The organism is Pedococcus sp. P2_E4, assembly GCF_056403935.1.
The window spans coordinates 1-25,976 of the sequence record NZ_JBFUEO010000011.1; the positions used below are offsets into that span (position 1 = coordinate 1).

General features: G+C 70.9%; 20 protein-coding genes and 2 tRNA genes. 12 read left to right on the top strand and 10 right to left on the bottom strand.

Features of this window, described 5'->3' with window-relative positions; translation table 11 throughout:
• Nucleotides 1–45 precede the first annotated feature (45 nt).
• Nucleotides 46–1,962, bottom strand: a complete 1,917-nt coding sequence (locus tag AC1DV7_RS07505) for a penicillin-binding transpeptidase domain-containing protein (protein ID WP_477596144.1) — start codon at nucleotides 1,960–1,962, stop codon at nucleotides 46–48.
• A 390-nt stretch (nucleotides 1,963–2,352) separates the two neighbouring features.
• On the opposite strand from AC1DV7_RS07505, the gene AC1DV7_RS07510 reads away from it, so the two are divergent.
• From AC1DV7_RS07510 to AC1DV7_RS07520, 3 genes are all read left to right on the top strand, one after another.
• Complete coding sequence (locus AC1DV7_RS07510; protein ID WP_477596146.1) at nucleotides 2,353–3,810, top strand: LCP family protein; 1,458 nt, start codon at nucleotides 2,353–2,355, stop codon at nucleotides 3,808–3,810.
• An 86-nt stretch (nucleotides 3,811–3,896) separates the two neighbouring features.
• Nucleotides 3,897–3,989: transfer RNA gene (locus AC1DV7_RS07515), tRNA-Ser, on the top strand.
• A gap of 264 nt (nucleotides 3,990–4,253) precedes the next feature.
• Entirely contained in the window at nucleotides 4,254–4,766 is a 513-nt protein-coding gene (locus AC1DV7_RS07520; protein WP_477596148.1) for a hypothetical protein, read from the top strand.
• Nucleotides 4,767–4,836: 70 nt separating this feature from the next.
• On the opposite strand, the gene AC1DV7_RS07525 is transcribed toward AC1DV7_RS07520, so the two are convergent.
• The 5 genes from AC1DV7_RS07525 to AC1DV7_RS07545 all read right to left on the bottom strand — a co-directional run bounded on the left by AC1DV7_RS07525 (nucleotide 4,837) and on the right by AC1DV7_RS07545 (nucleotide 11,649).
• On the bottom strand, nucleotides 4,837–6,075 hold the full coding sequence (locus tag AC1DV7_RS07525) for a bifunctional glycosyltransferase family 2/GtrA family protein (RefSeq protein WP_477596150.1): 1,239 nt from the start codon (nucleotides 6,073–6,075) through the stop codon (nucleotides 4,837–4,839).
• A 10-nt stretch (nucleotides 6,076–6,085) separates the two neighbouring features.
• Nucleotides 6,086–8,179: an ArnT family glycosyltransferase gene (locus AC1DV7_RS07530; protein ID WP_477596152.1), complete on the bottom strand. Its 2,094-nt coding sequence runs from the start codon at nucleotides 8,177–8,179 to the stop codon at nucleotides 6,086–6,088.
• Between the two features lie 72 nt (nucleotides 8,180–8,251).
• Nucleotides 8,252–9,361: a hypothetical protein gene (locus tag AC1DV7_RS07535; protein WP_477596154.1), complete on the bottom strand. Its 1,110-nt coding sequence runs from the start codon at nucleotides 9,359–9,361 to the stop codon at nucleotides 8,252–8,254.
• Nucleotides 9,362–9,460: 99 nt separating this feature from the next.
• The gene (locus tag AC1DV7_RS07540) at nucleotides 9,461–10,918 is read right to left on the bottom strand and encodes a sensor histidine kinase (protein ID WP_477596156.1); all 1,458 of its coding nucleotides are present in this window, start codon (nucleotides 10,916–10,918) and stop codon (nucleotides 9,461–9,463) included.
• Entirely contained in the window at nucleotides 10,915–11,649 is a 735-nt protein-coding gene (locus AC1DV7_RS07545) for a response regulator transcription factor (protein ID WP_477596158.1), read from the bottom strand. Before AC1DV7_RS07545 ends, AC1DV7_RS07540 begins: the two co-directional genes overlap by 4 nt.
• Before the next feature lie 141 nt (nucleotides 11,650–11,790).
• On the opposite strand from AC1DV7_RS07545, the gene AC1DV7_RS07550 reads away from it, so the two are divergent.
• Together AC1DV7_RS07550 and AC1DV7_RS07555 are read left to right on the top strand one after the other, a co-directional pair.
• Nucleotides 11,791–12,270, top strand: a complete 480-nt coding sequence (locus AC1DV7_RS07550) for a hypothetical protein (protein WP_477596160.1) — start codon at nucleotides 11,791–11,793, stop codon at nucleotides 12,268–12,270.
• Nucleotides 12,267–12,425 carry a hypothetical protein gene (locus AC1DV7_RS07555; protein ID WP_477596162.1) on the top strand — a complete coding sequence of 53 codons (159 nt, stop codon included), beginning with the start codon at nucleotides 12,267–12,269 and terminating at the stop codon, nucleotides 12,423–12,425. The genes AC1DV7_RS07550 and AC1DV7_RS07555 overlap by 4 nt, the downstream gene beginning before the upstream one ends.
• A gap of 3 nt (nucleotides 12,426–12,428) precedes the next feature.
• Here the strand turns inward: AC1DV7_RS07555 and AC1DV7_RS07560 are convergent, their stop codons facing one another.
• Nucleotides 12,429–13,454 carry a LacI family DNA-binding transcriptional regulator gene (locus AC1DV7_RS07560; RefSeq protein WP_477596164.1) on the bottom strand — a complete coding sequence of 342 codons (1,026 nt, stop codon included), beginning with the start codon at nucleotides 13,452–13,454 and terminating at the stop codon, nucleotides 12,429–12,431.
• Nucleotides 13,455–13,574: 120 nt separating this feature from the next.
• Between AC1DV7_RS07560 and AC1DV7_RS07565 the strand changes: the two genes are divergently transcribed.
• Genes AC1DV7_RS07565 through AC1DV7_RS07585 form a run of 5 tightly spaced genes read left to right on the top strand, consistent with a single transcriptional unit; the run spans nucleotide 13,575 to nucleotide 18,474 of the window.
• Nucleotides 13,575–14,675 carry a substrate-binding domain-containing protein gene (locus AC1DV7_RS07565; RefSeq protein WP_477596166.1) on the top strand — a complete coding sequence of 367 codons (1,101 nt, stop codon included), beginning with the start codon at nucleotides 13,575–13,577 and terminating at the stop codon, nucleotides 14,673–14,675.
• A gap of 2 nt (nucleotides 14,676–14,677) precedes the next feature.
• Entirely contained in the window at nucleotides 14,678–15,700 is a 1,023-nt protein-coding gene (locus AC1DV7_RS07570; protein ID WP_477596167.1) for an ABC transporter permease, read from the top strand.
• 58 nt (nucleotides 15,701–15,758) lie between these two features.
• The gene (locus AC1DV7_RS07575) at nucleotides 15,759–16,592 is read left to right on the top strand and encodes an ATP-binding cassette domain-containing protein (RefSeq protein WP_477596169.1); all 834 of its coding nucleotides are present in this window, start codon (nucleotides 15,759–15,761) and stop codon (nucleotides 16,590–16,592) included.
• Complete coding sequence (locus AC1DV7_RS07580; RefSeq protein ID WP_477596171.1) at nucleotides 16,589–16,990, top strand: universal stress protein; 402 nt, start codon at nucleotides 16,589–16,591, stop codon at nucleotides 16,988–16,990. The genes AC1DV7_RS07575 and AC1DV7_RS07580 overlap by 4 nt, the downstream gene beginning before the upstream one ends.
• Nucleotides 16,987–18,474 (top strand): glycoside hydrolase family 32 protein, encoded by a 1,488-nt coding sequence (locus tag AC1DV7_RS07585; RefSeq protein ID WP_477596298.1) that lies wholly within the window; start codon nucleotides 16,987–16,989, stop codon nucleotides 18,472–18,474. The genes AC1DV7_RS07580 and AC1DV7_RS07585 overlap by 4 nt, the downstream gene beginning before the upstream one ends.
• 28 nt (nucleotides 18,475–18,502) lie before the next feature.
• Here the strand turns inward: AC1DV7_RS07585 and AC1DV7_RS07590 are convergent, their stop codons facing one another.
• Nucleotides 18,503–19,966 (bottom strand): hypothetical protein, encoded by a 1,464-nt coding sequence (locus tag AC1DV7_RS07590; RefSeq protein ID WP_477596173.1) that lies wholly within the window; start codon nucleotides 19,964–19,966, stop codon nucleotides 18,503–18,505.
• A gap of 108 nt (nucleotides 19,967–20,074) precedes the next feature.
• Between AC1DV7_RS07590 and AC1DV7_RS07595 the strand changes: the two genes are divergently transcribed.
• Nucleotides 20,075–21,328 carry a sensor histidine kinase gene (locus AC1DV7_RS07595; RefSeq protein ID WP_477596174.1) on the top strand — a complete coding sequence of 418 codons (1,254 nt, stop codon included), beginning with the start codon at nucleotides 20,075–20,077 and terminating at the stop codon, nucleotides 21,326–21,328.
• Nucleotides 21,329–21,421: 93 nt separating this feature from the next.
• On the opposite strand, the gene AC1DV7_RS07600 is transcribed toward AC1DV7_RS07595, so the two are convergent.
• Nucleotides 21,422–23,257 carry a phosphoenolpyruvate carboxykinase (GTP) gene (locus AC1DV7_RS07600; protein ID WP_477596176.1) on the bottom strand — a complete coding sequence of 612 codons (1,836 nt, stop codon included), beginning with the start codon at nucleotides 23,255–23,257 and terminating at the stop codon, nucleotides 21,422–21,424.
• Nucleotides 23,258–23,732: 475 nt separating this feature from the next.
• Here AC1DV7_RS07600 and AC1DV7_RS07605 point away from each other — a divergent pair.
• A tRNA-Arg gene (locus AC1DV7_RS07605) sits at nucleotides 23,733–23,805 on the top strand.
• A 120-nt stretch (nucleotides 23,806–23,925) separates the two neighbouring features.
• On the opposite strand, the gene AC1DV7_RS07610 is transcribed toward AC1DV7_RS07605, so the two are convergent.
• A complete protein-coding gene (locus AC1DV7_RS07610; RefSeq protein ID WP_477596178.1) occupies nucleotides 23,926–25,887 on the bottom strand; it encodes a beta strand repeat-containing protein in 1,962 nt (653 codons plus the stop codon).
• Between the last annotated feature and the right edge of the window lie 89 nt (nucleotides 25,888–25,976).

The window sequence follows — 25,976 nt, forward strand, 5'->3', positions numbered from 1 at the left end:
GGGTGAGCCGGCCCGCGCGCCGGGTGAGCCGGCCCGCGCGCCGGGTCAGCCGCCGGCGAGCTGGGTGAGGAACGCCTTCGCGACCGGCGCCGCGACGCTGCCGCCGCTCTTGCCTCGCTCGACCAGCACCGCGAACGCCACGTCTCCCTGGTAGCCCACGAACCAGGCGTGGGTCTCGGGCGGGTTCTTGGTGCCGAACTCGGCGGTCCCCGTCTTGCCGCGGACCTGACCACCCGGGGTCCCGCGCAGGACGGTCGCGGTGCCCTGGCTGACCACCTCGCCCATGAGCGTGCGCAGCTGGCCCACGACGGTGGCGTCCAGGGGTTTGGGGGAGCGGTCCGCCCCGTCGGGCGCCGGCTTGGTCACGATGGCGGGCGCGATGGCCGAGCCCCGGGCGACGTTGGCGGCGAGCACCGCCATGGCCAGGGGTGAGGCGACGTCGCGACCCTGCCCGATGCTGGCGGCGGCCCTGTCGGTCTTGCCGTTGTTGGTGGGGATGTCGGCATCGGCAGCGTTCGCCACACCCAGCGTCTTGGCCCACCCTGTCAGCCCGAGCTCGTCGGCGGCCTTGTTGAGGTCGTCATCGGCGAGCTTCGTCGACAGGGCCACGAAGGCGGTGTTGCACGAGTGCGCGAAGTCCGTGGTGAAGTCGGGGCTGCCGAGTGACTCCCCCTCGTAGTTCTTGTACGAGCGGCCGTCCACCACGAACGTCTTGGGGCAGTCGACCGAGGTCCCCGGGGTGACCTTGCCGCCGGTGAGCAGGGCGTACGTGGTGGCGATCTTGAACGACGACCCCGGCGGGTAGCGACCCGTGAGCGCGCGGTCGAAGCCGAGGGCCGGCGAGTTGGCGGAGGCCAGGACGTCGCCGGTCTTCACGTCGACCGCGACGAGCGCCGAGGGCACGTCCTTGGTGCCCTTCAGCGCCGCCTCAGCGGCGTCCTGCACCTGCTCGTCGAGGGTGGTCGAGACGTCGGCGCCGTCCACCGCGGCCTTCTCGAAAAGGACCGTGTCGGGAGCGGCGCTCGAGGTGACCTTGACCCCGGGCGTGCCGCCGAGGACCGCGTCGTACTGGCCCTGGAGCCCGCTGACCCCGGCAAGGTCGCCCGCGGCATACCGGCCCTTGCTCTTGTCGACGAGCTCGGCGCTCACGGCGCCGTACGAGCCCAGCAGCGGCTGGGCGAACGTGCGCGACTTGGCCAGCGGCTGTTCGCGCACCGGGTAGATGACCCCGGTCAGCGCGTCCAGTGCGGACTGGCGCTCGTCGAAGTCGGCCTGGCGGTACGTGATGACGGGGATGGGCGCCTTGCTGCCGGCCTTCGTGGCGGCCTCGAGCTTCTTCACGAGAGACCCGGCCGGCTCGTCTGTGAGCTTCTCGAGCTTCGTGACCGAGTCCTTGGTTGCCCGGGCAGGGTCGATCTGCACGGGGTAGACCTTGCCGATCGGTGCGAGCGGCTTGCCGTCGCCGTCGAGCAGCTCGCCACGGTCGCCCCACGTGCGGGACGCGACGAGGCGGTCGTTCGCGCCGATCGAAGGGCTCCACCACGTGCCCTTGGCGGGGGGCGAGATCGCCCACCCTTGCGCAGCCTTGGTGGCGGAGACCGTGACGTCGTAGCTCCAGGGGACACCGCCAGCGAGGTTCCACGTCACGTGGACGGTGCCGGTGGCGCGGTCCCCGGTGCGCCGTATGCCGTCGGCCTCGGCCGTGACCGGACCGGAGCCGAGGCCGGACGTGGCGGTCGTGAACGCCTTGCCGACGGCCTCGGGCGTGCTCCCGGCGAAGCGCAGCCCGGGTGTCGTGAACGTGCGCGTGGACCACGCCGTGGCGAACGAGGTGAGCTGCGCGCTGGCGGCCCTGTCGGCTTCGCGCTCGGCCGACGTGTGTCGCCACCACAGTCCGCCCCCGGCAGCCGCCGCCACCAGGACCCCGGCCGTCACCGCCCCCACCACCGCACGTCTCCGCATTGCTCCATCAAACCCCACGGCGCTCGCGCCCGGCTTGGGAGGTTTGTCATGGTGCCCAGCCGTTGCGAGCGGAACACGGTGCGTCCCGGGGACAACCGGATCGGTCCGTGGGGCGTCGGTGGAGGAGGAGCGCAACCCCCGGCCGTACAGGCTGCGCCCGTACACTCAGCCCGGCGACGTCGTCGCGACAGCCTTCGTGGCGCCCAGCCCAGCGGTGCCACGGACGCTCAGATCTGGATCAGTGAGGTGCATGTGAGCGAGCCCACCAACGGCTCCGCGGATGATGGTCGTGATGACCAGTCCGCGTCGGACTCCACTCGGGGTGACGCGCAGAGTCGCTCCGAGCGACGGGCAAACCGGCAGGGTGCTGGGACACACCGCCACCCGTGGGTGCGGCGGGCCGTCATCGGGGTCTGCGCCCTGCTGGTGGTGGCCCTGGTCCTCGGGATCGGCGCCTACCTCAAGCTGACCGGCAACATCAACCGGCTCGACATCTCCGGTGCGCTGGGCAACCGGCCGCAGCAGGCCGCGACCACCGACGCCCAGACCAACCTGACGCCGCTCAACATCATGGTGATGGGCTCGGACTCGCGCGAGGGCACCAAGCTCGGCCAGGGCCAGACCGAGTACGGCATGACCGGCAACCGGTCCGACACCAACCTGATCGTGCACCTGTCGGCGGACCGCAAGTCGGCGATCGTGGTCTCGATCCCGCGCGACTCGATGACGAAGGCGCCGCGGAACTGCCAGAACAAGGCCGACACGGTCGACAACGGCGTCATCCGCCAGTGGAACCAGAACTTCACGCTGGGCGGGCCCGCCTGCACCATCAAGGCGTTCGAGGGCCTGACCGACATCTACATCGACCACTTCGTCGTCATCGACTTCCGCGGCTTCCAGTCCATGGTCGACGCCCTGGGTGGCGTCACGGTCTGCACCCCCGTGGCGATCAACGACAAGGACAGCCACCTGGTCCTGAAGGCCGGTAAGACCAGGGTCAACGGCAGGCAGGCGCTGGGCTACGTCCGCGTCCGCAAGACCGTCGGTGACGGGTCGGACCTCGGCCGCATCGACCGGCAGCAGGCGTTCCTGTCGTCGGTCATCCAGGAGGCCACCAAGTCCTCCCTGCTGCTGCGGCCCGATCGGCTGTTCCGGTTCCTCAACGCCGCCACGTCCGCGATGACGACGGACAAGAACCTCGACGTCGGCGAGATGCGTGACATCGCCCAGAGCGTGGCGCGGATCGGCACCGACCAGATCCGGTTCGTCAAGCTGCCGACCGAGACCTACCCGGCCGACCCGAACCRCGTGCAGTGGACGCCGGCGGCCGAGACGATCTGGAAGGCCCTCCGCACGGACAAGCCGCTCCCGGGCACCAAGGTCCCCTCGGGGACCACCAGCTCCACGCCGTCGCCGTCGTCCACCACGGAGCCGCCGCTGACCGTCAGCCCCGGCGACATCCAGGTCCGCGTGTCGAACGACTCGGGAGTGCCGGGCCTGGCCAGGCAGGCGGCGACCGACCTCGAGGTCCAGGGCTTCCGGATCGCCTCCTACGTCACCGGCACCGGCAAGACGAGCGAGGGCGTCGTCGTGCGTTACGGACCCGGCATGGAGCAGGCGGCTCGCACCGTCGCGGCCGTGTTCCCCGGAGCCCAGGCGCGCGAGGACAAGCTGCTCGGGTCCGTGATCGAGCTCAGCATGGGCACCAACTCGCCGCAGGCGGTCGAGATCCCCAACCGCCTCGGCACGACCCCGCTGCCCAAGCCGTCCGTCACCGCGACCGCCCCGGCCAGCGGCTCGACGGCGACGGTCGAGGCCCGGGCGGCGTCCGAGGACATCTGCAGCTGATCGCCCCCGCGCCAGGTGGGTGCGGGGCGATTTTGCTCGGGCGTATGGGGTGCGGATACCCTGTGCGGGCTCGGTTCGCCGGGCGTGGAGGCGTCGCCTAGTCCGGTCTATGGCGCCGCACTGCTAATGCGGTTTGGGTTTATCGCCCATCGAGGGTTCAAATCCCTCCGCCTCCGCCACGCGAAGAAGGACCCGACAGCTTTTCGTCGGGTCCTTCTTCGCGTGGTCTCGGCGACGTGCGGGATGAGCCCAGCCCACCGGAGTACGCCTGACCCACGACGTTTCGTGGGCCAGGCGCACACAAGTCGGCCGGGCGCGGACCAGCCCTGGCGCGCGCAGCCGGCTCCCCGTCATACGAAATGGCCATAGGCGTCCCTTCCATGGGGCGCGTTCCCAGCACGGTGGCGATTTGCGATCCTGGAACCCAAGAAGCCGGGGGAGTCGTGGCGTCTAGGACAAGTGAGGGCGCGCTCTGGGTTCCCGGGGCGGTCGTGCCCCTGGAGCCGGTCAGCAGCCGGTGGGCCTGCACCACCACGATCCGATGGGTCGCGCACGCGAACGGCAAGGTGGGAGAGCCCGGCCACGACGTCGAGCTCGGGGCGATGCACGGGCCCGCGCGGGTACTGGTGGTCGCGGGGTCACGAGTGGCCTACCCGGCGCTCGGGGACCAGAGGCAGCGAGCCACGCAGCTGCTCACGTCCCTCCCAGGCCTGCAGCACCGGTCCCCTCGTGAACTGCGGAGCCTCCATGACGCGTGGCAGGACCCCTCTGCCTGGGATGCCCGTGAAATCGTGGTCGACGGGGACCTCGTCGAGGCCAGTCACTGGGCGTCGCCCAGCGGCGAATGGTGCGCTGTCGCCCGAACGGGGGAGCACCGGGTGCACCTCGCCGTGGCCGGCATCGCGCTGGAGGACCTCCAGGTGGGCGCGGTGCAGGAGTGGGCCCGTATGGCGTGAACCTTGGCCAGCCTCAGTTCGCCTCCACCATCGGCCGACTGGCTGCGAAGGTCCTCCCTGCGTGGGAGGCCTACGACATCGGCACCTGACTGCTGCGCAACCCACTCGAGTGCGCTGGTGACTCGGGGGAGCTCGTCCTCACCGAATGCTGAGCGTCGGGGCGGAACATCCAGGACCGCATCGCGACGAACCGGACCACGGTGGAGGCCGCGGTGGCCACGCCGACCACTGCGGTCGCGACGGCGGTGGCCGGGTCCGGCGAGACGAGGTGCAGCAGGCCGAGGGCCCCGGCCGTCATGAGCCAGGTGAGTCCGAACACCGCCAGCCCTTGGGCCTGGTGCCGGGCCGCACCGACGCCCTGGACGCCGAAGGTCCACCGGCGGTTGAGGGCGGTGTTGAAGAACGTCGCGAGCAGCAGCGCCGTCGCGTTGGCCAGCTGCGAGGACCCGGTGGCAGCGGTCAGCGTCGCGAAGAGCCCGAGGTGGACGGCAGTGCTGGCCACCCCGACGGCAGCGAACCGGCGCAGCTGTCGCCACGTCCCGGTGCCGGGTTCGGTGCGCCCGATGCGTGCCGCGAGTTCGGCCACCGGCAGCCGGCCGCTCGACAGCCCGCGCCGGAGCCGGTGGACGCCGCGCAGGTCGTCGAGGGCGGTGCTGACGACGTCGACCCGTGAGTCGGGGTCGTCGAACCAGTCGACGGGCACCTCGTGGATCCGCAGTCCGGAGCGCTCGGCCAGCACGAGCAGCTCGGTGTCGAAGAACCACGTCGGGTCCTCGACGAGCGGCAGGAGCTCGGCGGCGACGTCAGCCCGGATCGCCTTGAAGCCGCACTGCGCGTCGCTGAACCGGGCGCCGAGCGCTCCGCGCAGGATGAGGTTGTAGCCGCGCGAGATGACCTCGCGCCTGGCTCCCCGCACGACCCGCGACCCGTGCGCCAGCCGGGAGCCGATCGCGAGGTCGGAGTGACCCGACATCAGCGGTGCCACGAGCGGCCAGAGGGCGTCGAGGTCGGTGGACAGGTCCACGTCCATGTAGGCCAGGATCGGGGCGTCCGAGGCGAGCCAGACGGCCTTGAGCGCCCGACCTCGACCCTTCTGCGCGAGCTCCACCAGCTCCACGCCGGCGAGCTCGGCGACCAGCCCCGACGCGACCACGGTGGTCGCGTCGGTGCTGGCGTTGTCGGCCACGGTGATGCGGAACGGGTAGGGGAACGTCGCCACGAGGTGCTGGTGCAGCCGGCGGACGCAGGCGGCGACCGTGTGCTCCTCGTTGTGGACCGGGATGACGACGTCGAGCACCGGGCTGGTCATCACTGCCTCCTCAGGTGGTCTGGGTGGTGGCGTCGGTGGAGCTCTCTGCCGTTGCGCCGCTCAGGGGCTGCGTGAGGTCGTAGAACGTGGAACCGCCGATCGTCACCGAGGTGAAGTTGGCCGCGACCCACGTCGCGATCTCGGACCCGGTGCCGCTGCCGCCCATGCCACCTCCGGGGCCGCCTCGGCCGGAGCCGCCGCTGGCCGCGAAGTAGTGGATCTGGCCGTCGGCGACGTACTGCTGGAACTGCGCCAGCGTCGGGGACGGGTCGCTGCCGTTGAACCCGCCGATCGCCATGACCGGCAGTCCGGTGCCGAGCTGGAGCCCGGCTGCGTTCTGCGACCCGACGGCCGCCGCCACCCAGCGGTAGCTGTCGGCGTCGGACGAGAGCGCGCTGACGACCTCGGTGCTCGGCGTCGAGGCGTCGAGCAGGCCACCCATTCCGCCTGCGGCGCGGCCCGTGCCCTGGGTGCCACCCTGCACTCCCTGCGGCGGGGCGCCGAGGCCACCACCCGGCATACCGCCACCGCCGGGGGTGCCGCCGCCGGGGCCACCACCGGCGGTGCTCGGGCCGGCGGTCACGATCGAGCCCGTGTGCGCCGTGCGCACGGTGTCGACGCTGTAGGCCGCGGGGCCGGCCAGCGCCGCGACGAGGGCGCCTGCGATGACGAGCGGGACCGCGCGCCGGTGCAGCTGCGTGACGATGAGCAGCAGGAGGGCGCTCGCGAGGCCGACGACCAGGACGCCGATACGCAGCACGCTGGTCCAGTCGGTGCGCGTGAGGAGGACGAACGACCAGGTCGCAGCGACCGCCGTCGCGACCGCCAGGGTGGTGCTGCCGACCGTCCGGGCGCGGTGCTCCCACGCCTCCGCGGCTCCCATCCCCACGAGGGCGGCGATCGCAGGAGCCAGTGCGACGGTGTAGTACTCGTGGAAGATCCCCGCCATCAGGGAGAACGTCACCAGCGTGACGAGGAGCCACCCGCCCCAGACCACGTATGCCGCGCGGCGGGCGTCCGGGCGCGGCGCACGACCGCGCAGGAAGAGGCCGACAGCTAGGAGGACCAGCGCCGAGGGGATCAGCCACGAGATCTGGCCGCCGATGGAGGAGCTGAACATCCGGCCCAGGCCGGTGGCGCCCCACCCGTTGCCGCCGCCGACCGAGCCGGTCTCGTTGCCGCTGATCCGACCGAGCCCGTTGTAGCCGAACGTGACGGACAGGAACGAGTTGTCCTGCGAACCGCCGATGTAGGGACGCATGCTGGCCGGGACGAGCTCGACGATGGCGACCCACCACCCGGCCGACAGCACCATGGCGGCCGTGCCGAGGAGTGCGCCCGTGATGCGGCGTCGGAGCGCCGTGTCGGCGAAGAGCAGGTACGCCAAGCCGAAGGCCGGCACCACGAGCAGGACCTGCAGCGCCTTGGTGAGGAAGCCGAGCCCGATGAGGACGCCGACGGTGGCGAACCACCTGGCCGAGCCCTGCTCGATCGACTTCATGGTGGCCCAGGCGCCGAGCGCCATGAGCAGGACGAGGAGCGCGTCGGGGTTGTTGAACCGGAACATCAGCACGGCCACGGGGGTCAGGGCCATCACCAGCCCACCGACCAGCCCGGCGGCCGCCCCGAAGTGGCGCTTCACCGTCGCGTAGACGACCCCGACCGTTGCGACGCCCATCAGCACCTCGGGCAGAAGGATCGCGAACGAGCTGAGACCCAGGATGCGGACCGACAGTGCCATCGCCCAGAGCGAGGCCGGCGGCTTGTCGACGGTGATCGAGTTGCCAGCGTCCGAGGAGCCGAAGAAGAAGGCCTTCCAGCTCTCGCTGCCCGCCTGCACGGCGGCGGAGTAGAACGAGTTCGCGTAGCCGTTGGCGGTCAGGTTGTAGAGGTAGAACGCAGCAGTGGCAAGGAGCAGGCCGAGCAGGGCCGGTCGCGCCCAGGACGGGTCGCCCTCAGGTCCGCGCCACCAGCGCTGGACCAGGCCCGGAGAGGCGGTGCTGGCGGTCGCCGGGCTCGCCGGTGCGGTCGTCGTGTCGCGCGGCGCGGCAGCGGATCCCGAGGGGCCGGATGCGGAGTCGCGGTGCAGGGTCATGGTGTCCATGGGCTCCACCGTGGGGCCGGTCCCTGTGCAGTCCCTGTGGTGCCCCTGAGCCCCTGTGATGAGGGAGAACCGTCAGCGCAACGTGTGGAGGGCTGAACGCAGGTCGGTCTGCGACGTCGACAGCGGCGCGAAGCGCATGACCACCCCCTCGGTGCTGACCAGGGCGATCAGGCCGCCGTCGTCGAGGGCGGTCTCCACCTCCGCCACGTTGCTGGCCGCGTCGAAGAACCACACAGCGGACAGGGGGACCGAGGTGTAGCCGACGGGGGCTCCGAGGGAGGTCAGGCTCTGCGCCATCGTGGTGGGCGGCGGCGCGAACTTGTCTGCGCTCATGTCCCACGCGAGTCCCATGACACCGACCGGCTCCTTGCTGTCGGCGCCGCGACCTGCCGACGTCGCGGCCTGGACGAGACGTGGGAGCTCGCGCTCGACGACTTCGGGGTTGCCGACCACCAGGGCGAGCGGCTGGGGCTTTCTTGTCGACCATGTGAACTGGCCGCCGTCCACGAGCGTCACGGTGAAGTCGGGGACCAGGCGGTTGGGGTCGGAGGCGTCAGCCGGCGTCGAGGGTGTGTAGGGCTGCTCGGTGGGCTCGACCACGTCACCCGGCTTGGCGCCGCATGCGGTGTCCAGCCACGCCACGACGTCTGATGGCGGCGGCGTGAGGTCCGCGGGCTGCGTGGAGCCGAACCGGCGCACGGTGGCGAGGAGCGCGAGCTCCCGCTCCTGGTCGCGGTCGTCCGCGTAGTCCAGCACCGAGACCTGTTGTCTCCCGGTGAACAGCGACACGTCGCCGTCGAGGACGGCGGTGGGCACCCCGAGCACGGACTCGAGGCGGCCGCACCATCCCTCCCCGCCGCGTGGTTGCACCGACACCGTCCTCGTGGACACGACCACGGGGCTCGTGCAGGTGTCGTCGGACATCACGCACGGCCCGTAGTACACCTCGAACGGCGCCAGGTCCGGGCCGGCGGGGTCGGGGGGTGGGACCTCCCACAGGGGGTAGGCGCCCGCGGTGGGCCCGAGGTAGAACACGTCCTTGCCGTGGGCGGCGGCGTCCGCCAGGGCGCTGGTCGCGGCAGCGGGGCTACCCGACTGGGAGCCGCAGGCGGCGGCACCGAGCAGCACGCCGGCAGCTGTCGCTGCGGACGCGATCCGGGGTAGCCACCCAGGAGGGCGCATGGTCGCTCCTTCGACCCCCACATCGTCCGCCCCTGGGACGGGGCAGCGCCATGGCCAATCCGAGCCCCGGCGTGGCCTGCACCTCGGCCCGAGGTCGGACTAGGCAGGCAGGACGACGGTGAACCTGGTGTCTCCGGGCGCGCTCGAGAGCTCGACGCGGCCGCCGTGCGAAGCGGTGACGGCGTCGACGATCGACAGGCCCAGGCCGGTCGAGCCAGCTGCCCGGTTGCGCGCACCGTCGCCTCGGGTGAAGCGCTGGAAGACGTTGCGCTGCAAGGCCTCCGGGATGCCGGGGCCGTCGTCTCGGACCGACACGCGCACCCAGCCGCCATCGGGCTCGATGGACGTGACGACCCGCGTGCCGGCCGGTGTGTGGGTGCGGGCGTTCGCGAGCAGGTTGGCCACCACCTGGTGCAACCTGGCCTGGTCGCCGGTCACCTCGACCGGCTCGTCGGGCAGATCCAGCTCCCAGCGGTGGTCGGGCGCGGCGGCGTGCGCGTCGCTGACGGCATCCATCGCCAGCAGCGAGAGGTCGACAGGTTCGCGGTCCAGTGGACGCCCCGCGTCGATGCGGGCCAGGAGCAGGAGGTCCTCGACGAGCCCCTGCATCCGCAGCGCCTCCGACTCGACGCGCGTGAGCGCGTGGGTGACCGACGCGGGCACGGGATCGCGCTCGCGACGGGACAGCTCGGCATACCCCCGGATCGAGGCGAGCGGCGTGCGCAGCTCGTGCGAGGCGTCGGCGACGAACTGGCGCACCCGCTGTTCGCTCTCGTGGCGGGCCTGGAGTGCGCCCTCGACGTTGTCGAGCATGTTGTTGAGCGCCAGACCGACCTGACCCACCTCGGTGCGCGGGTCGGTGTCGGGCTCTGGGATGCGCTCGGCCAGCGCGACCGCGCCGGAGTCGAGCTTGAGGTTCGAGACCTTGGTGGCCATGTGGGCCACGCGTTGCAGCGGCGCCAGGTTGCGACGGACCAGCCACAGGCCACCCGCCGACACGATGACGAACCCGACGATGGTCCCGCCGGCCACGAGGGTCACCATCGTGGCGACGGTCTGGTTCATCCCCGCCACCGGCAGCCCGCTGATGACGGTGTCACCGTCGACGGACTGACCGGCCGCGACGCGGTAGTCGCCGAGCCCGGGCACCTCGACGGTCTTGGGGCTCGACCCGATGCTGGCCGCGTTCAGGGCCGCGATCTGCGCCGCAGTGAGGGTGTCGGTGGTGCGGTCGTGCTCCACCCGGCTCTGCGTCGCCACCCCGTTGCTGATCCGCAGGAAGAGGGACTCACCACCGGCGCCGGGTGGCCCACCCGGGCCGTCTCCGTCGCCGGGTCGGCCGCGGTCAGGTCCGCCGGCCCGAACGAGGCTGGCGGTGACGCCCTGGTCGAGCTGGCGCTGGAGGCTCTGGTGGAGCAGGAAGACGGTGAGGGCGCCGGATGCCAGCGTGACGGCGAGGAAGAGCCCGACCACGGTGGCGACGAGCTTGGTGCTCAGCGACCACGCGGCCGGGTGCAGCCGCGAGCGGGCTGCTCCGGCGACGGCGCTGGGGCTCATGCCGCGGGCTTGAGGACGTACCCGACGCCGCGCATCGTGTGGATCATCGGCTCGCGGCCGGCATCGATCTTCTTGCGCAGGTAGGAGATGTAGAGCTCGACGACGTTGGCCTGGCCACCGAAGTCGTAGTTCCACACCCGGTCGAGGATCTGGGCCTTAGACAGCACGCGCTTGGGGTTGCGCATGAGGTAGCGCAGCAGCTCGAACTCCGTTGCGGTCAGCTGGATCTGGTCGCCTGACCGGGTCACCTCGTGGGAGTCCTCGTCCATCGTGAGGTCGCCGACGACGATGACCGACGAGGACTCGTCGGCGACGACGGCGGTGCGCCGCATCAGCGCCCGCAGCCGCGCCACGACTTCCTCGAGGCTGAACGGCTTGGTCACGTAGTCGTCGCCACCAGCGGTCAGGCCAGCCACCCGGTCCTCGACGGCGTCCTTGGCCGTGAGGAACAGCACGGGCACGGTGGGGTTGTCGCCGCGCATCCGGCGCAGCACCTCCAGCCCGTCGAAGTCGGGGAGCATCATGTCGAGCGCCACCGCGTCCGGCTGGAACTCCCGGGCGGCGCGCACCGCGGCGACGCCGGTGGCGGCGGTCCGGACCTCCCAGCCCTCGTACCGCAGGGCCATGCTGAGCAGCTCGGTGAGGTTGCTCTCGTCGTCGACGACGAGGACGCGGACGGGGGAGCCGTCGAGCCGCTGGAGCCGGGCGGAGGCGGACTGCTGCGTGTTCATGTCCCCAAGGAAACCACCGGAACCTTGTGTGCCGCCCCCGCGCAGGCTGTGTGGATCCTGTGAGCCCTCTGTGCCCGATGCTCAGCGCCCCGACACGTCGCGCACAGGGCTCGCACAGCCACCGGGACCAGCGTGGTCGCCATGACCCACGAACACCCAGAGACGCCGGAGGACACCTCCACCCGCACCGACGACACCGCCCCCCTCGGGTGGGCGGTCACCCAGTCCATGCCGTATGCCGGGCCGGCACCGACCGCACCGACCGCACCGACCGAGGCGCCGGCTGCGCCCGTGGCGCCACCCGCCGCACCCGCCACGGGCGAGGGCGAGCCCGAAGGCTCGGGGAGCGCACCCCATACGGCCCCTGCGCTCGACCCGCCCACGTGGACCGGGCGCAAGACGGCCATCGCCGCGGCCCTCGCCATCGGCATCTCCTCCGTGGGCGCGGTCGGTGCCGCGGCCGCGCTGCCGGCAGGGACGGTGCTCGGTGACAGCGGCCAGGTACAGCGGGGCGGCCTCGGACCCGGCGGACAGGGCGGACCCGGCGGCCGAGGCGGTCAGGGTGGCCCGAGTGGGTTCGGCGGGCAGGCGCCCGCGGCACCCGGTGCGAGCACGACATGAGTGTGCTCGGGGCGCTGCCCCACCTCCCGCTGTTCGGCCGACGGCCGCGTGCCCGGCTCCAGCCGCGAAACCCGTTGCCGGGCAAGGACCTCAGCGCCTTCCCCGTCTGCGGGTCGGTGCGCCCCTCGGCCTCGCAACGCGCGCTCTCGGGATGACGGTCAGGGACGGATCTCGCCCGACCCCCGGATGACGAGCTCCGGCTGGAGCACGATGTGCTGGGGCACCGAGACGTCGCCGTCGATCCGCGCGAAGAGCCGGCGGGCCACCTCGAAGCCGATGGCCCGCACGTTCTGGCGGATCACGGTGAGCGGCGGGTCCACGATGTCCGCGAGCGGGAAGTCGTCGAAGCCGACGAGGGCGACCTTCCCGGCCACACCCCGGTGGTGCAGCGCCCGGATCGCTCCCGTTGCCAACGAGTTCCGTGCCGCGAAGACTGCGGTCGGCGGGTCGTCGGAGTCCAGGAGCGCGACCGTGGCACGGAGGGCGTCGTCCGGGGAGCGCACGTCCATGGACACCAGCTTCGGGTCCATCGGGATGCCCGCCTCGGCATGGGCGGCGTAGTACCCCTCGAGGCGCGTCGCGGCCGTGTGGATCGAGGTCAGGTCACCGAGGATCGCGATCCGCCTGTGGCCGTGGCCGATGAGGTGATCGACAGCGAGCCGCGCGCCGAGGACGTTGTCGACCGTGACCGAGTCGGCGTCGACCCCCTGCGGGGTGCGGTCGACGAACACGACGGGCAGCCCGTTGCGGATCTCCTCGGCGAGGTAGTCCTGGCGCTCGGTCGCCGGCATGAGCAGCAGGCCGTCGACACGTCGACGGACCAGTCCCTCGACGAGCAGGCGCTCGCGGTCGGGCTCCTCGTCGAGGCTGGAGGCGACGATGACGACGTCACGGGAGCGCGCCTCGTCCTCTAGGCTGCGCAGCAGGCTCGACGAGAAGCTGTTGCTCACGTCCTGGAGCAGCGCGCCGACCATCGCGGTGCGGCCGTGGGACCGCCGCAGGTTGCTGGCGGCGAGGTTGTGGCGGTAGCCGAGTTGACCCACGGCTTTCTCGACGCGGACCTTGACCTCGGGGGACACGCCCAGCTCGCGGTTCACGACGCGAGAGACCGTCTTCAGGCTCACGCCGGCGAGGGCGGCGACGTCGCGCATGGTGGCGCGGGGGCGGCGTCCGGTATCTGACATCGATGTCAAGATCGGGTCTTCCTTCGCTCTGAAGCATTGACTTTGGGCTCAAGGGCGACTACACACTGTCTTGACAACGTTGTCAAGAGCGGCACAGCCGCAAGAGAGGGGATCATTCCCATGACCCGTACGACCCTCAGCCCACTGGCTCGCCGCACGCTCGCCGTGACCCTGGCCGCCTCCACCGCCCTCGCGCTCGGCGCCTGCAACCGCGAGAGCCCGTCGGCCTCGAGCAGCGGCGGCGAGGCGCCCGTGGGAGTCACCCTCATCACGAAGGACTCGACCAACCCGTTCTTCGTCGCCATGCAGAAGGGCGCCAAGGCCGACGCCGCCAAGAACAACGTCAAGCTGACCGTCGCCTCCGGCAAGCAGGAGGGTGACGACCAGGGCCAGATCACGGCCATCGAGGACGCCATCGCACGCGGCGACAAGGGCATCCTCATCACGCCGATGAGCACCGGCGTCAACGCGGCCATCAAGAAGGCTCGCGACGCGAAGCTCTTCGTCATCGCGCTCGACACGCCGCCCGACCCGGCTGACACCGTCGACATCACGTTCGCCACGGACAACCGCAACGCCGGCAAGCTCGACGGCCAGTGGGCGGCAGCCCAGCTCGACGGCAAGCCGGCCGTCATCGCCCTGCTCGACCTGTTCACCGACAAGATCGTCTCGGTCGACTACAACCGCGACCAGGGCTTCCTCGAGGGCATGGGCATCGACGTCGCCGACGGCAAGAAGAACGCCGACGAGGCCAAGACCGGCAAGTACACCGCCGGCAAGGGCGGCGACTACACGATCGTCTGCAACGAGGCCAGCAACGGAGCCGAGGACGGTGGCCGCACGGCCATGGAGAAGTGCCTGGCGAAGAACCCCAACATCAACCTCGTCTACACGATCAACGAGCCCGCGGCCGTCGGCGCCAACGCTGCGCTCAAGGCAGCCAACAAGACCGCCACGATCGTCTCGGTCGACGGTGGCTGCGCCGGCGTCTCGAACGTCAAGAGCGGGGTCATCGGGGCCACGGCCCAGCAGTACCCGCTGAAGATGGCGACGCTCGGCATGGAGGCCATCGCCAAGATCGCCCGAGGCGGGGAGAAGCCCAAGGTCACCGAGGGCCTCGACTTCTTCGACACCGGCGTCGCGCTGGTGACCGACAAGAAGACCGACGGCATCGACAGCATCTCCTCCGACGAGGGTGCCAAGATCTGCTGGGGCAACTGACCATGAGCACCGAGGTCACCAGTGCGGCCGCCGAGTTCGCTCGGCGGCAGCACTCCCCCGTGCAGAGGATCCAGCACCAGCTCCACGGGAAGCCGTGGCTGAGCCCGCTGTTCCTGCTGCTGGTCGCGGTCGTCGCCTTCTTCATCGCGACACCGACGTTCCTCACCGCGAACTCGATGGGCATCCTGCTCCAGCAGACCGCGGTGGTGGCGGCCCTCGCGGTGGGTCAGACCCTGGTCATCCTCACGGCCGGCATCGACCTGTCGGTCGGCGCCGTCATGGTCCTGTCGATGATGGTGATGGCCTCGCTGGCCCGCGACGACGGCATGCCGGGCATCCTGGCGCTGCTCATCGGCGTCGCCCTGGCCACCGTTGCCGGCCTGCTCAACGGGCTGCTGGTCACGCGGATCAACCTCCCACCGTTCATCGTCACCCTGGGCACGCTCAGCATCTTCACCGCGATCGCGCTGCTCTACTCCGGCGGTGAGAGCATCCAAGCCGACCACCTGCCCCGGCTGCTGAACTTCCTCGGTGAGGGGTTCGGGATCGGAGGCGTCCGGCTGACGTGGGGCATCGTCGTGGTCATCCTGATCTACGTCGTGATGGGGTTCGTCCTGTCCCAGACCGCCTGGGGCCGCTACGTCTACGCGGTCGGTGACGACGCCGAGTCGGCCCGCCTGTCGGGTGTGCCGAGCAAGCGGATCCTGCTGGCCGTCTACACGGTGGCCGGCCTCATCTACGGCATCGCTGCCTGGATCCTCATCGGGCGAGCGGGAGCAGCCACGCCCAACGCGGCGCCGGACGCCAACCTCGCCAGCATCACCGCCGTCGTCATCGGCGGGACCAGCCTCTTCGGGGGCCGGGGTCGGCTCGTCGGCACCCTCATCGGGGCGCTCATCGTGCAGACCTTCGCGTTCGGGCTCTCCCAGCTCGGCGTCGACCAGCAGTGGCGCGTCCTCGCCACCGGCATCCTGGTCATCGTGGCCGTTGCCATCGACCAGTGGATCAGGAAGGTAAAGGCATGAACATCACCCCACGACGTTCTCCGCTCGTCCCTCGCTCCGATACCTCGAGGGGACCCCGATGAGCACCACGGACCTCGAAGTCGCCGTCGGCGGCGTCCCCACGGGCAAGGAGTCCATCTACGCCCAGGACCCCGTGATGTCGGCCCGCAAGCTCGTCATCACCTTCGGTCGCGTCGTCGGCCTCGACGGCGTCGACCTCGACCTCTATCCGGGTGAGGTGCTGGCGGTCATCGGTGACAACGGCGCCGGGAAGTCGACCCTCATCAAGTGCCTCACCGGGGCCTATGTCCCCGACTCGGGCGAGATCACGATGGGTGGTCAACCGGTCAGCTTCAAGAAGCCCCAGGACGCCCGCGATGCGGGGATCGAGACGGTCTACCAGCAGCTGGCGGTGATCCCGGCACTCGACATCGCGAGCAACCTCTACCTCGCTCGTGAGGAGCGTCGCAAGGGACCGCTCGGCTCCGTGCTGCGCATGCTCGACAAGAGCGGCATGGAGAAGCGGGCGGGCCAGTCGGTCCAGGACCTCGGCATCCAGACGATCCAGAACATGGGTCAGGCCGTCGAGACCCTGTCGGGTGGCCAGCGCCAGGCTGTCGCCGTGGCCCGTGCGGCTGCGTTCGGGAGCAAGGTCGTCGTCCTCGACGAGCCGACCGCCGCCTTGGGCGTCAAGGAGTCGGGCATGGTGCTCGACATGGTCAAGCAGCTGCGCGAAAAGGGGCTGTCGATCATCCTCATCAGCCACAACATGCCGCACGTGTGGGAGGTCGCGGACCGCATCCACATCCAGCGGCTCGGTGGCCGGGCCGGTGTCATCACGCCGCAGACCCATGACATGGGCGAGGGCGTGGCGATCATGACGGGAGCCAAGAAGCTGGAGTCCGCGGCATGAGCGGGACCATCGTCGTCGGTTACATCCCCACTCCCGAGGGGGTCGCGGCCTTCGAGCGAGCCAAGGCTGAGGCGCTCCTGGTCGGGGCCTCGTTGGTGGTGGTCAACACCGGACAGAGCGGGAACTTCGCCTCCACGTCCTTCGCGACGCCCCAGGACATCGACGCCATCGAGGCCGAGCTGACCGAGGCCGGCATCGAGCACGAGGTGACCCAGTCGACCGGTGCGCTGGCGCCGGCCGAGGAGATCCTGCGGGTCGCCGCGGAGAAGTCGGCGGACCTCATCGTCATCGGGGTCCGTAAGCGGACGCCGGTCGGCAAGCTCTTCCTGGGCAGCACCTCCCAGCAGGTCCTGCTCGATGCCAACTGTCCGGTGCTCGCGGTCAAGGCGACAACCTGACTCCGCAGGACGCGGTCCCATCCGACGGAGCACCCGGTCAGCAGGCCGGGTGCTCCGTCGATGCGGCCGCGGGATCCCCAGCCCCGGTCGCGCACTTCGCCCCGCAGCGCAACTGGCTCAACGACCCCAACGGATTGCTCTACGCCGACGGGGTCTTCCACCTGTTCTTCCAGCACAACCCCGAGGGCGACCGGTGGGGGAACATGAGCTGGGGCCATGCCACCAGCCCGGACCTGGTGACGTGGACCGAGCAGCCCGTCGCCATCCCCCACGATGCCCACGAGGGCGTCTACTCCGGCAGCGCCGTCCTCGACGACCACAACACATCGGGCTTCGGCACCGCAGACACCCCGCCCATGGTGGCTGTCTACACCAGCGCCTCCACGTCAGCCGCAGGTCGCGAGGGCGTCCAGGCGCAGTCGCTGGCCTACTCCACCGACCGCGGCCGGACCTGGTCCAAGTACGCGGGCAACCCCGTGCTGGATCGCGACGCGCGTGACTTCCGCGACCCCAAGGTCTTCTGGTTCGAGCCGGACCGGTCCTGGCGCATGGTGGTCGTCTGGCCGACCGAGCACCGGGTCAGCATCTACGGCTCGCCCAACCTGCGGGACTGGACCCACCTCAGCGACGTCGGCGGCCGTGGAGCCCGGTCGGGCGTCTGGGAGTGCCCGGACCTGTTCCCCCTCGCCGTCGACGGCGATCCCTCGCGGGTGCTCTGGGCGCTGCTGGTGAGCCTCACCCCGGGCACGCTCCCGGGTCCGTCCGGGACGCAGTACTTCGTCGGTCACTTCGACGGCACGACCTTCACCCCCGTCGGCGACGAAGAGGTCGCCTGGCTCGACCACGGCCGCGACAACTACGCGGGCGTCACCTACAACGGCCTGGCCGACGGGCGCCGGATCCTCCTCGGCTGGATGGGCAACTGGCAGTACGCCGAGGCGGTGCCGACCGTCGCGTGGCGGGGCCAGATGACGGCGCCCCGCGAGCTCACGCTCGTCTCGGGACCGCGTGGGCCGCGCCTGGCCCAGGCGCTCGTCGGGATCGCAAGACTCACCCGCGGCCAGCAGTCCCAGGTCGTGGGTGGCGGGAGGGTGGCCTCGCTGCCCGGCGGCGCGGCATACCTCGAGGTGGAGGTGGACGTGGGCCCGGCGGAGCAGGCGGGGCTCGAGCTGCGGGGCTCCGACGGAGCCCTCACCAGCATCGTCGTCGCGGCCGACCCGCCCCGGCTCGTGGTCGACCGGACCCGGTCCGGGGCGGCCGTGCACGAGCTCTTCCCCAGTGTCGAGAGCGCGCCGCTCGATCCCGGCGAGACCGTGCTGCGGGTCCTGGTCGATCGCTACTCGGTCGAGGTGCTGGCCCAGGACGGCACCGTGTCGATCACCGACCTGGTGTTCCCCGCCGGGGGCTACACCAGCGTGGCGCTGGTCAGCAGTGGCGGTGCGCCGCGCACGCTGCGGGCCACGGTCACCCCGATCTCACCGTGAGGTGCCGTCAGCGTGAGGTGCGTCATCCTCAGGTGCGGGCCGAACCGAGCCCGAGCACCACGGCGAGCCCGAGCGCGCTGCGGGGTTCGTATGCCGTGCGCCAGAGACCTCCGTGCACCGCGCCGGTCGCCTCCTCGCGCCACGGCGTGGTCGGCTGCGCCGCCGCCGTGCGCAGGTCGTGGACCAGGAGGGCCGCCATGAGCGTGTTGCTCGTCGCAGGCTCGAAGACCTCGATCCCGAACCGGTGGGCGCCCGCGTAGGCGCTGGCCAGCGCGCGGTTCTTGACGACCGAGCGGGTGCGGGTCGGCGGTGCCACGTTGAGCGACACGGCCACGCCGTCACGCCGGGCCACGGTCGCGCGCCAGCGCTGGAGGCGCTTGGCGAGGGCGTAGTTCGGTCCCTGTTGCGGCACGAGGCTGTCGTTGATGCCGGGGTCGGTCCCCGGCGCGTAGTTGCGCCGCAGCAGCCGTCCCCCGCTCAGGGTGCGCAGGGCCGGCCGGACGAGCCGCATCGGCCGGCTGGGCGACCGGTAGCTGCGGGTCGAGTGCTCGACGGCAGCTGCGGGGACCGCGAAGACGTCGGTCGGGGTGGCCAGGAAGGCCAGCGCCACGTCGCTGCGGCGACGCAGGAGCTCCAGGCTCAGCGCGTCGACCGCGGTGGAGACGCGGACGTTCGTGGCGCCGTCGGCATACACGTAGTTGCCCAGGACGAGCGGACCCTTCGTGGCACCCAGCCAGTCCGCGATCGCGGGGAGGCCGTGCAGCAGGTCGGCCCCGGCGTGGGCTGCCAGGTCGTGCGAGGACCATCGGGCACCCTGCTGAACCGGGACGTGCAGCGTGCCGGCCGAGCTCCCGGCGACCTCGAGGAGCCGGGTCCAGATCTCGGGCCGGGGCAGGTCGACGCCCACGACCTCGCCACCCCACGACAGGATCGAGCGCAGCGGGCCCATCTCGGCGCCGGCGCCCAGGACGACGACGCGCTGGTCGCTGAGGTCGAGCCAGTCGGGGTTGGCCAGGACGGCGCGCACCGCGTCGGCCGCCGACGGCTCGAGGATGCCTCGCGCCGACCAGTCGTCGAGCTGGCGGCGCAGCGCGTCACCACGCAACCGCTGGCCGTGCAGCGGGAGGCTGAGCTCCGTGGTCCGCTCACCCGTGCCGCGCACGGTGGCCGTGTCGAGCGCCGGCGACGTGGCCGCGAAGACCTCGTCCAGCGGCACCTCACCGGCCAGGGTCGTGGCGCGCATCCGATCGTGCAGCGAGGCCAGCCCCGCGCGGGCCACGTCGACCGCGGCCTCGCCGTCCCGGAGCAGGCCTGCCTCGACCATCCGCCGGAAGTGCGCGAGATATCCCTGACGCCAGTTGGTCTCGCGCTCGGCCGCTTGCGCTCCGACCTGGTCGACCGGGCGCAGCGCGTCGGCGACCACCGCTCGGCCGAGCGCCGAGGTGCTGCGCTTGCCGTTGACCTCGGGGAAGACCACTCCGGTGTGAGCCATGCTCGCGAGTATGCCGGGCCGAGCCCTCCACGGGTCTGTCGGGTGCGGGCCCGCTGGGCCCCTGTGCCCGATATCGTCCTTGGTGGGGACGGGCGAAGGGATCGCAGGGTGCTGGTCTTGTCGGCAGGTCAGGTGGAGCGGCTCGTGGCCGTCCTGCGCCTGTTCGGCCTGGTGGCCGGGCTGGTCCTGATCGAGCTGACCGACTTCCCCAACGCTGCGCTGGCAGCCTTCGCCTGGTCGACCATGGCGATGCTCACCCTGGCCTGCGTGCCGCTGTGGTTCTGGGGGCGCCGGACCGGGTGGTCGAGCAAGGCCCTGCTGCACGTCGGCTTCGTCGTCGACCTCCTGCTCATCGTCGGGTATGCCGTCGGGTTCGCCCACCTCCAGCCGAACGTCTCGTGGTGTGTGGCGTTCACGGTGGTCGCCGACGCGACGATGCGGTACGGCCAGCGCGGTGTCGCCCTGGGTTTCGCACTGTCGGTCGGGGTCGTCGCCCTGCAGGCGTGGGTCCATGAGCTGATCACCGGTGAGCAGACCGCCCTGGTCAACTACGCCTTCGTGGTCAGCACGCTGGTGGGGGTGGCGGGGGTGCTGTGGGTGTTCAGCCGCCTCTTCGTCCGGCGCTCGACCGAGCACCGCGACCAGTCTCTGGCGCTGGCCGACGCACTGGAGCTGCAGGAGCGCGGGATCGCCGCGGTCGCCCACGAGTTCCGTGGTGCGCTCGCCGTCATCGTCGGCTCGGCCCGCACCGCCCGCCAGAAGCGTGACCGGCTCGACGACGAGCACCTCGACACCCTGCTCGAGGACATCGAGAGCCAGGGTCAACGCGTCGAGGAGCTGGTCGACGGGTTGCTGTCGCACCACTCCGACCGGCCGGGCGCGCTCGCGGTGCGCCCGCGCCACGACGACGTGGCGCTCACCGTGGCGCGCGCCCTCGACGCGTCGTCCCGGCACCGCCGCAACCACGACCTGCAGCTGGACCTGCCGTCCACCGTCTGCACCCTCGACCACGAGCGCCTCCAGCAGGTCGTGCGCAACCTCGTCGACAACGCCTTCCAGCACACGCGTCACGGAGGGCTGGTGTCGGTCGCGATCCGCAGGCTCGGCGTCACCGTCGAGGTCCGGGTGGCCGACCACGGCGACGGGATCGAGCCCACCCGGCTGCAGCGGGCCCTGGCACCGTTCCGCCGCGGCGTCGGCACCGGCGACGACGAGGCCGTCGGCCTGGGGCTCTACCTCGTCCACCAGATCGTCGCGGCGATGGGCGGCACCGTCGAGATCCGCACCTCCGACGCGGGCACCGACGTCGCGGTGCGGGTGCCCGCGAGCCACTTCGCCCACGACCGGGAGCAGGCCGGCTGAACCCGCCACGTGCGCGAAAGGCCCGGAACCGCAAGCGGTTCCGGGCCTTTCGACGTATGCCGCGCGGGCGGCATACGGGCTAGCTCACCTCGGTCACTCGACGCCGAGGCGGGCCTTCAGGCCGTCGAGCTCGACCTGGAGCTGGGTGGGCAGGTTGTCACCGAACTTGGCGAACCACTCCTCGATCTGCGGGATCTCGGCCTTCCACTCCTCGGGGTCGACCGCGAGCGCCTGCTCGAGCTCGGCCGCGGTCATGTCGAGACCGTCTGTGTCGAGCGACTCGGGTGTCGGCACGTGGCCGATGGGGGTCTCGACCGCTGCGGCCTTGCCCTCAATGCGCTCGATGGCCCACTTGAGTACGCGGCTGTTCTCGCCGAAGCCCGGCCACAGGAAGCCGCCGTCCTCGTCACGCCGGAACCAGTTGACGTAGAAGATCTTCGGGAGCTTGGACGCGTCGGCGTCCTTGCCCAGGTTGATCCAGTGCTGGAAGTAGTCGCCGGCGTTGTAGCCGATGAACGGCAACATCGCCATCGGGTCGCGGCGGACCACGCCGACAGCCCCGGTCGCGGCCGCGGTCGTCTCGGACGAGAGCGTGGCCCCCATGAAGGTGCCATGGGTCCAGTCCCGCGACTCGGTCACGAGGGGCACCGTGGTCTTGCGGCGGCCCCCGAAGAAGATCGCCGAGATCGGCACACCCTTGGGGTCGTAGTACTCGTCGGCCAGGATGTCGCACTGCTCGATGGGGGTGCAGTAGCGGCTGTTGGCGTGGCTGGACAGCTCGTCGGAGTCAGGGGTCCAGTCCTCGCCCTTCCAGCTGGTGGCGTGCGCGGGGGTGTTCTCGAGGCCCTCCCACCAGATGTCGCCGTCGTCGGTGAGGGCGACGTTGGTGAAGACCGAGTTGCCCTTGTTGATGGTCTTCATCGCGTTCGGGTTGGTGTGCTCGTTGGTGCCGGGGGCGACGCCGAAGAAGCCGAACTCGGGGTTCACGGCATACAGCCGGCCGTCCTCACCGAAGCGCATCCAGGCGATGTCGTCGCCGAGGGTCTCGACCTTCCAGCCCTGGATGGTCGGGGCGAGCATCGCGAGGTTGGTCTTGCCACAGGCGCTCGGGAAGGCAGCGGCGATGTAGTAGACCTGCTGCTCGGGGGAGACGAGCTTGAGGATGAGCATGTGCTCGGCCAGCCAGCCCTCGTCGCGGGCCATCACCGAGGCGATGCGCAGCGAGTAGCACTTCTTGCCGAGCAGGGCGTTGCCGCCGTAGCCGGAGCCGAACGACCAGATCATCCGCTCCTCGGGGAACTGGACGATGTACTTCTCCGGGTTGCAGGGCCACTTGACGTCCTGCTGGCCGGGCTCGAGCGGGGCGCCGACGGAGTGCAGCGCGGGGACGTACTTGGCCTTGTCGCCGAGCTCCTCGATGCGGCGGAGCACGTTGACACCGCAGCGGGCCATGACGCGCATCGACACCACGACGTACTCGGAGTCGGTGATCTCGACGCCGAACATCGGGTTCTCGGCCTCGACGTGGCCCATGACGAACGGGATGACGTACATCGTGCGGCCCTTCATGCAGCCGGCGTAGAGCCCGCGCATGAGGTCCTTCATCTCGTTCGGGTCCATCCAGTTGTTGGTGGGCCCGGCGTCCTTCTCGTCCACGGAGCAGATGTAGGTGCGGTCCTCGACCCGGGCGACGTCGGTCGGGTCGGAGGCTGCATAGAAGCTGTTCGGCTTCTTCTCCTCGTCGAGCTGCACGAACGTGCCGGCCGCGACGAGCTTGTCGGTGAGGCGGGTCCACTCGGCGTCGGAGCCGGTGACCCACTCGATGTGGTCGGGGGTGGTCATGGCTGCCACCTCGTCGACCCAGGCCTGCAGGCGGGCGTGCGTGGTGCCCCCTGCGCGCTGGTCGGTCTTCGTCGCCTCGGTCGTCATCTGATCGGCCGTCCCTTTCGCCCGGGGAGAACTGGGGTCCCGGATGTGAGGTGGAGCGTCCACGCGACATCGATCTCGATGTCCACATGGTGAACGCTGCTGATCTGGCCACCGTACGCCGCGGCCCACAGTGGTCGGTACCACGGAGGGCGGAGATCGCTCGTGAATCCGCTCACAACCTGCCGGTAGGCCATCCGACGTTGCCGTCTTCTTGCAAGCCTTGCAAGAAGACGGCCGAATCTCGTTGAATTCCTTGCGGATTCGCTGTTCGGGGGTCGGGACGGAACTCGTCGCCTGAGGTCTGTCGCGCGGGTCGCGTCCTCGAGTGAGCGCGATGTGCGCAACCCCGGCCCGGGTGACGCACATCGTGCTCACTCGAGGTGCCGGCGTGCGATTTCGTGGACGTGGGGGTGACCCGGTAGTCTTTCCCGTCGTTGCTCCGGCAGTCCCACAAGGATCCTCCGGGGCGACATTCGCGCCCGTAGCTCAACGGATAGAGCATCTGACTACGGATCAGAAGGTTAGGGGTTCGAATCCCTTCGGGCGCACTCTGTGTTGAGACAGAATCCGCAACAGCCCCGCGCCGATCCACACGGCCGGGGCTGTTGCTCTGCCCGGGGCAGGTTCGGGGCCGCTGGCGCCCCGCCGTCGATCGCGCGCCAGGCTCGTCACAGGGTGGACTTGGGCCCGGCAATGTTGCTCGTGCCGGTGTTGCCCGAGAGGTCGACCTGCGTGGCGCGTGCGTAGAGCGCGAGGTTGATGCCGAGGTCTCCGGACGTGATGGTCCACGCCCCGGTGGCGGGGTTGACGCTGGCGGTGAGGGTGGCCTTGGTCAGCAGCGCCGTGCACGGGTACGCGTTGGTGGTGCACAGGACCACGGTGACCGATGCGGCGTCACCGGGGTTGGTGCCTCCCGTTCCGGTGATGGTGGCGATCCGTCCCGCGGTCGTGAAGGCGGTGATGCTCACGGTGGGCGCGGTCGTGTCGGTGTAGTCCACGATCCGGGTGGGGCCCCCACCGGTCGACATCATGCTGAGGTTGCCGGCCAGGTCCTGTGCCGCGTTGGCATTGACCCCGGCCATGACGGCGCCACTGTGGGTCATGCCGCTGACGGCGACGTTGTAGGTGGTTCCACTGCCGGTCACGGTGGCAGTGCTGGGATCTGCGCTCTGCCCACCACTGTTCAGGGTCACCCCGCTGCCGGTGAACCCGGTGACGGCCTCGCTGAAGACGGCTGTGAAGTTGATGGGCGAGGTGCTCGTCGGGTCCGCCTGGGTGGCGGCCTGGGTGATGTTGACGGTAGGTCGCGTGATGTCGACGACGACGGTCGTGGCCGCCGAGGCAGGTCCTTGGTTGCCGGCCTGGTCGGTGGCCTTCGCGGTGATGGTGTGGGTTCCGGCAACGAGCGCCAGGCTCGTGATCGAGTAGGTGCCGCCGGTGGCCGTCCCGGTGCCGATCGAGGTGGTGCCGTCGTACACGGTGACGGTGGCCCCGGCCTCGGCCGTGCCGGTGAGGGTGGGCGCGGTGACCTTGGTGATGCCGTCGGTCGACGAGGGCCCGGTGTCGCTCGCTGCGGTCAGGGTGGGGGCCGCGGGGGCGGCAGGTGCGGTCGCGTCGCGGGTGACGGTGTTGTCGGTGCTGGTGGAGGCCGTGTTGCCGTTGCCGGCATCGTCCTGCGCCCCGGCGGCGCCGATGGTGGCCCGCACCGTGCCGTCGCCGACCATGCCGCTGACCGCCACGGAATAGGTGGTCCCGCTGCCTGTCACCGTCGCCGTCGTGGCGGCTGCAGTGCCGGTCAGCGACACGTCCGAGCCCGCGAAACCGGTGACGGTCTCGCTGAAGACGACCGTGAAGGTGATCGGTGAGCTCGCCGTGGGGTCCGGCTGGGTCGTGGCCTGGTTGATGGTCACCGACGGGGCCGTGGTGTCGATCGTCACGGGCTGGGTCTGGGTCGGGCTGCTCACGCCGGCGAGGTTGGTGGCGTAGTAGGACACCGTGTGGGCGCCGTCGCCGGTCACGTGCGCGGCCGTGGTGACAGCGTTCACCGTGGTGTGAGCCTCTGCGTCGACCCAGGAGGTGATCGACACGACCGGGGAGCCCCCCGGGTTGGTGGCCACCAGGGTGACGGTGACGGGGCTGGAGTTGTTGAGCCCGTTGAGGTTGGGGGACGGTGAGATCGAGGTCACGGCGACGGTCGGCGGCGAGGTGTCGTGGGAGACGGTCGCGGTGTTGCTCGCACTGCTGACGGCGGTCCAGCTGTAGTGCACGGCCGTGACGACGTACCGGTAGGCCCCATCCGGGACGGCGCTGTCGGTGCAAGCCAGGGCCGTGGTCGGGGTCGTCGTCGAGGTGCCGCACGCGAGGGTGCTCGCCCCGTCCCCGTTGCGGACCCGGGTCACGTAGTAGCCCTGGGCCGGCTCCCCGGTGGACAGCTGCGCGGCGCTCCAGGCCACGTCGACCGTGTCGCTGCCCGGCGGTGAGGTGGCAGTCACCTGCGTCGCAGCGGTCAGGCTGGCCACGGCGGCGGTCCCGGCCCCGGCAGCCGACGTGGTCCAGAACGCCCAGGCGTGTCCACCCACCGCCAAGGCACCGGCGGTGGCCAGCGTGATGAGCCAGACGCGCAGCCTCATCAGGTTCACCTGGTCCTCGAGGGGTGTCCAGCGGGCCACCGGCCTCAAGTGCAGGAGCACACGGTTCGGTCGCGGTGGGGCCGCCGGTC

Coding starts and splice junctions, on each gene's coding strand:
- AC1DV7_RS07575 (WP_477596169.1), top strand. CDS start 15,759: ATGAGCACCACGGACCTCGAAGTCGCCGTCGGCGGCGTCCCCACGGGC.
- AC1DV7_RS07565 (WP_477596166.1), top strand. CDS start 13,575: ATGACCCGTACGACCCTCAGCCCACTGGCTCGCCGCACGCTCGCCGTG.
- AC1DV7_RS07610 (WP_477596178.1), bottom strand. CDS start 25,887: ATGAGGCTGCGCGTCTGGCTCATCACGCTGGCCACCGCCGGTGCCTTG.
- AC1DV7_RS07540 (WP_477596156.1), bottom strand. CDS start 10,918: ATGAGCCCCAGCGCCGTCGCCGGAGCAGCCCGCTCGCGGCTGCACCCG.
- AC1DV7_RS07535 (WP_477596154.1), bottom strand. CDS start 9,361: ATGCGCCCTCCTGGGTGGCTACCCCGGATCGCGTCCGCAGCGACAGCT.
- AC1DV7_RS07550 (WP_477596160.1), top strand. CDS start 11,791: ATGACCCACGAACACCCAGAGACGCCGGAGGACACCTCCACCCGCACC.
- AC1DV7_RS07560 (WP_477596164.1), bottom strand. CDS start 13,454: ATGTCAGATACCGGACGCCGCCCCCGCGCCACCATGCGCGACGTCGCC.
- AC1DV7_RS07545 (WP_477596158.1), bottom strand. CDS start 11,649: ATGAACACGCAGCAGTCCGCCTCCGCCCGGCTCCAGCGGCTCGACGGC.
- AC1DV7_RS07530 (WP_477596152.1), bottom strand. CDS start 8,179: ATGGACACCATGACCCTGCACCGCGACTCCGCATCCGGCCCCTCGGGA.
- AC1DV7_RS07525 (WP_477596150.1), bottom strand. CDS start 6,075: ATGACCAGCCCGGTGCTCGACGTCGTCATCCCGGTCCACAACGAGGAG.
- AC1DV7_RS07570 (WP_477596167.1), top strand. CDS start 14,678: ATGAGCACCGAGGTCACCAGTGCGGCCGCCGAGTTCGCTCGGCGGCAG.
- AC1DV7_RS07580 (WP_477596171.1), top strand. CDS start 16,589: ATGAGCGGGACCATCGTCGTCGGTTACATCCCCACTCCCGAGGGGGTC.
- AC1DV7_RS07505 (WP_477596144.1), bottom strand. CDS start 1,962: ATGCGGAGACGTGCGGTGGTGGGGGCGGTGACGGCCGGGGTCCTGGTG.
- AC1DV7_RS07600 (WP_477596176.1), bottom strand. CDS start 23,257: ATGACGACCGAGGCGACGAAGACCGACCAGCGCGCAGGGGGCACCACG.
- AC1DV7_RS07555 (WP_477596162.1), top strand. CDS start 12,267: ATGAGTGTGCTCGGGGCGCTGCCCCACCTCCCGCTGTTCGGCCGACGG.
- AC1DV7_RS07590 (WP_477596173.1), bottom strand. CDS start 19,966: ATGGCTCACACCGGAGTGGTCTTCCCCGAGGTCAACGGCAAGCGCAGC.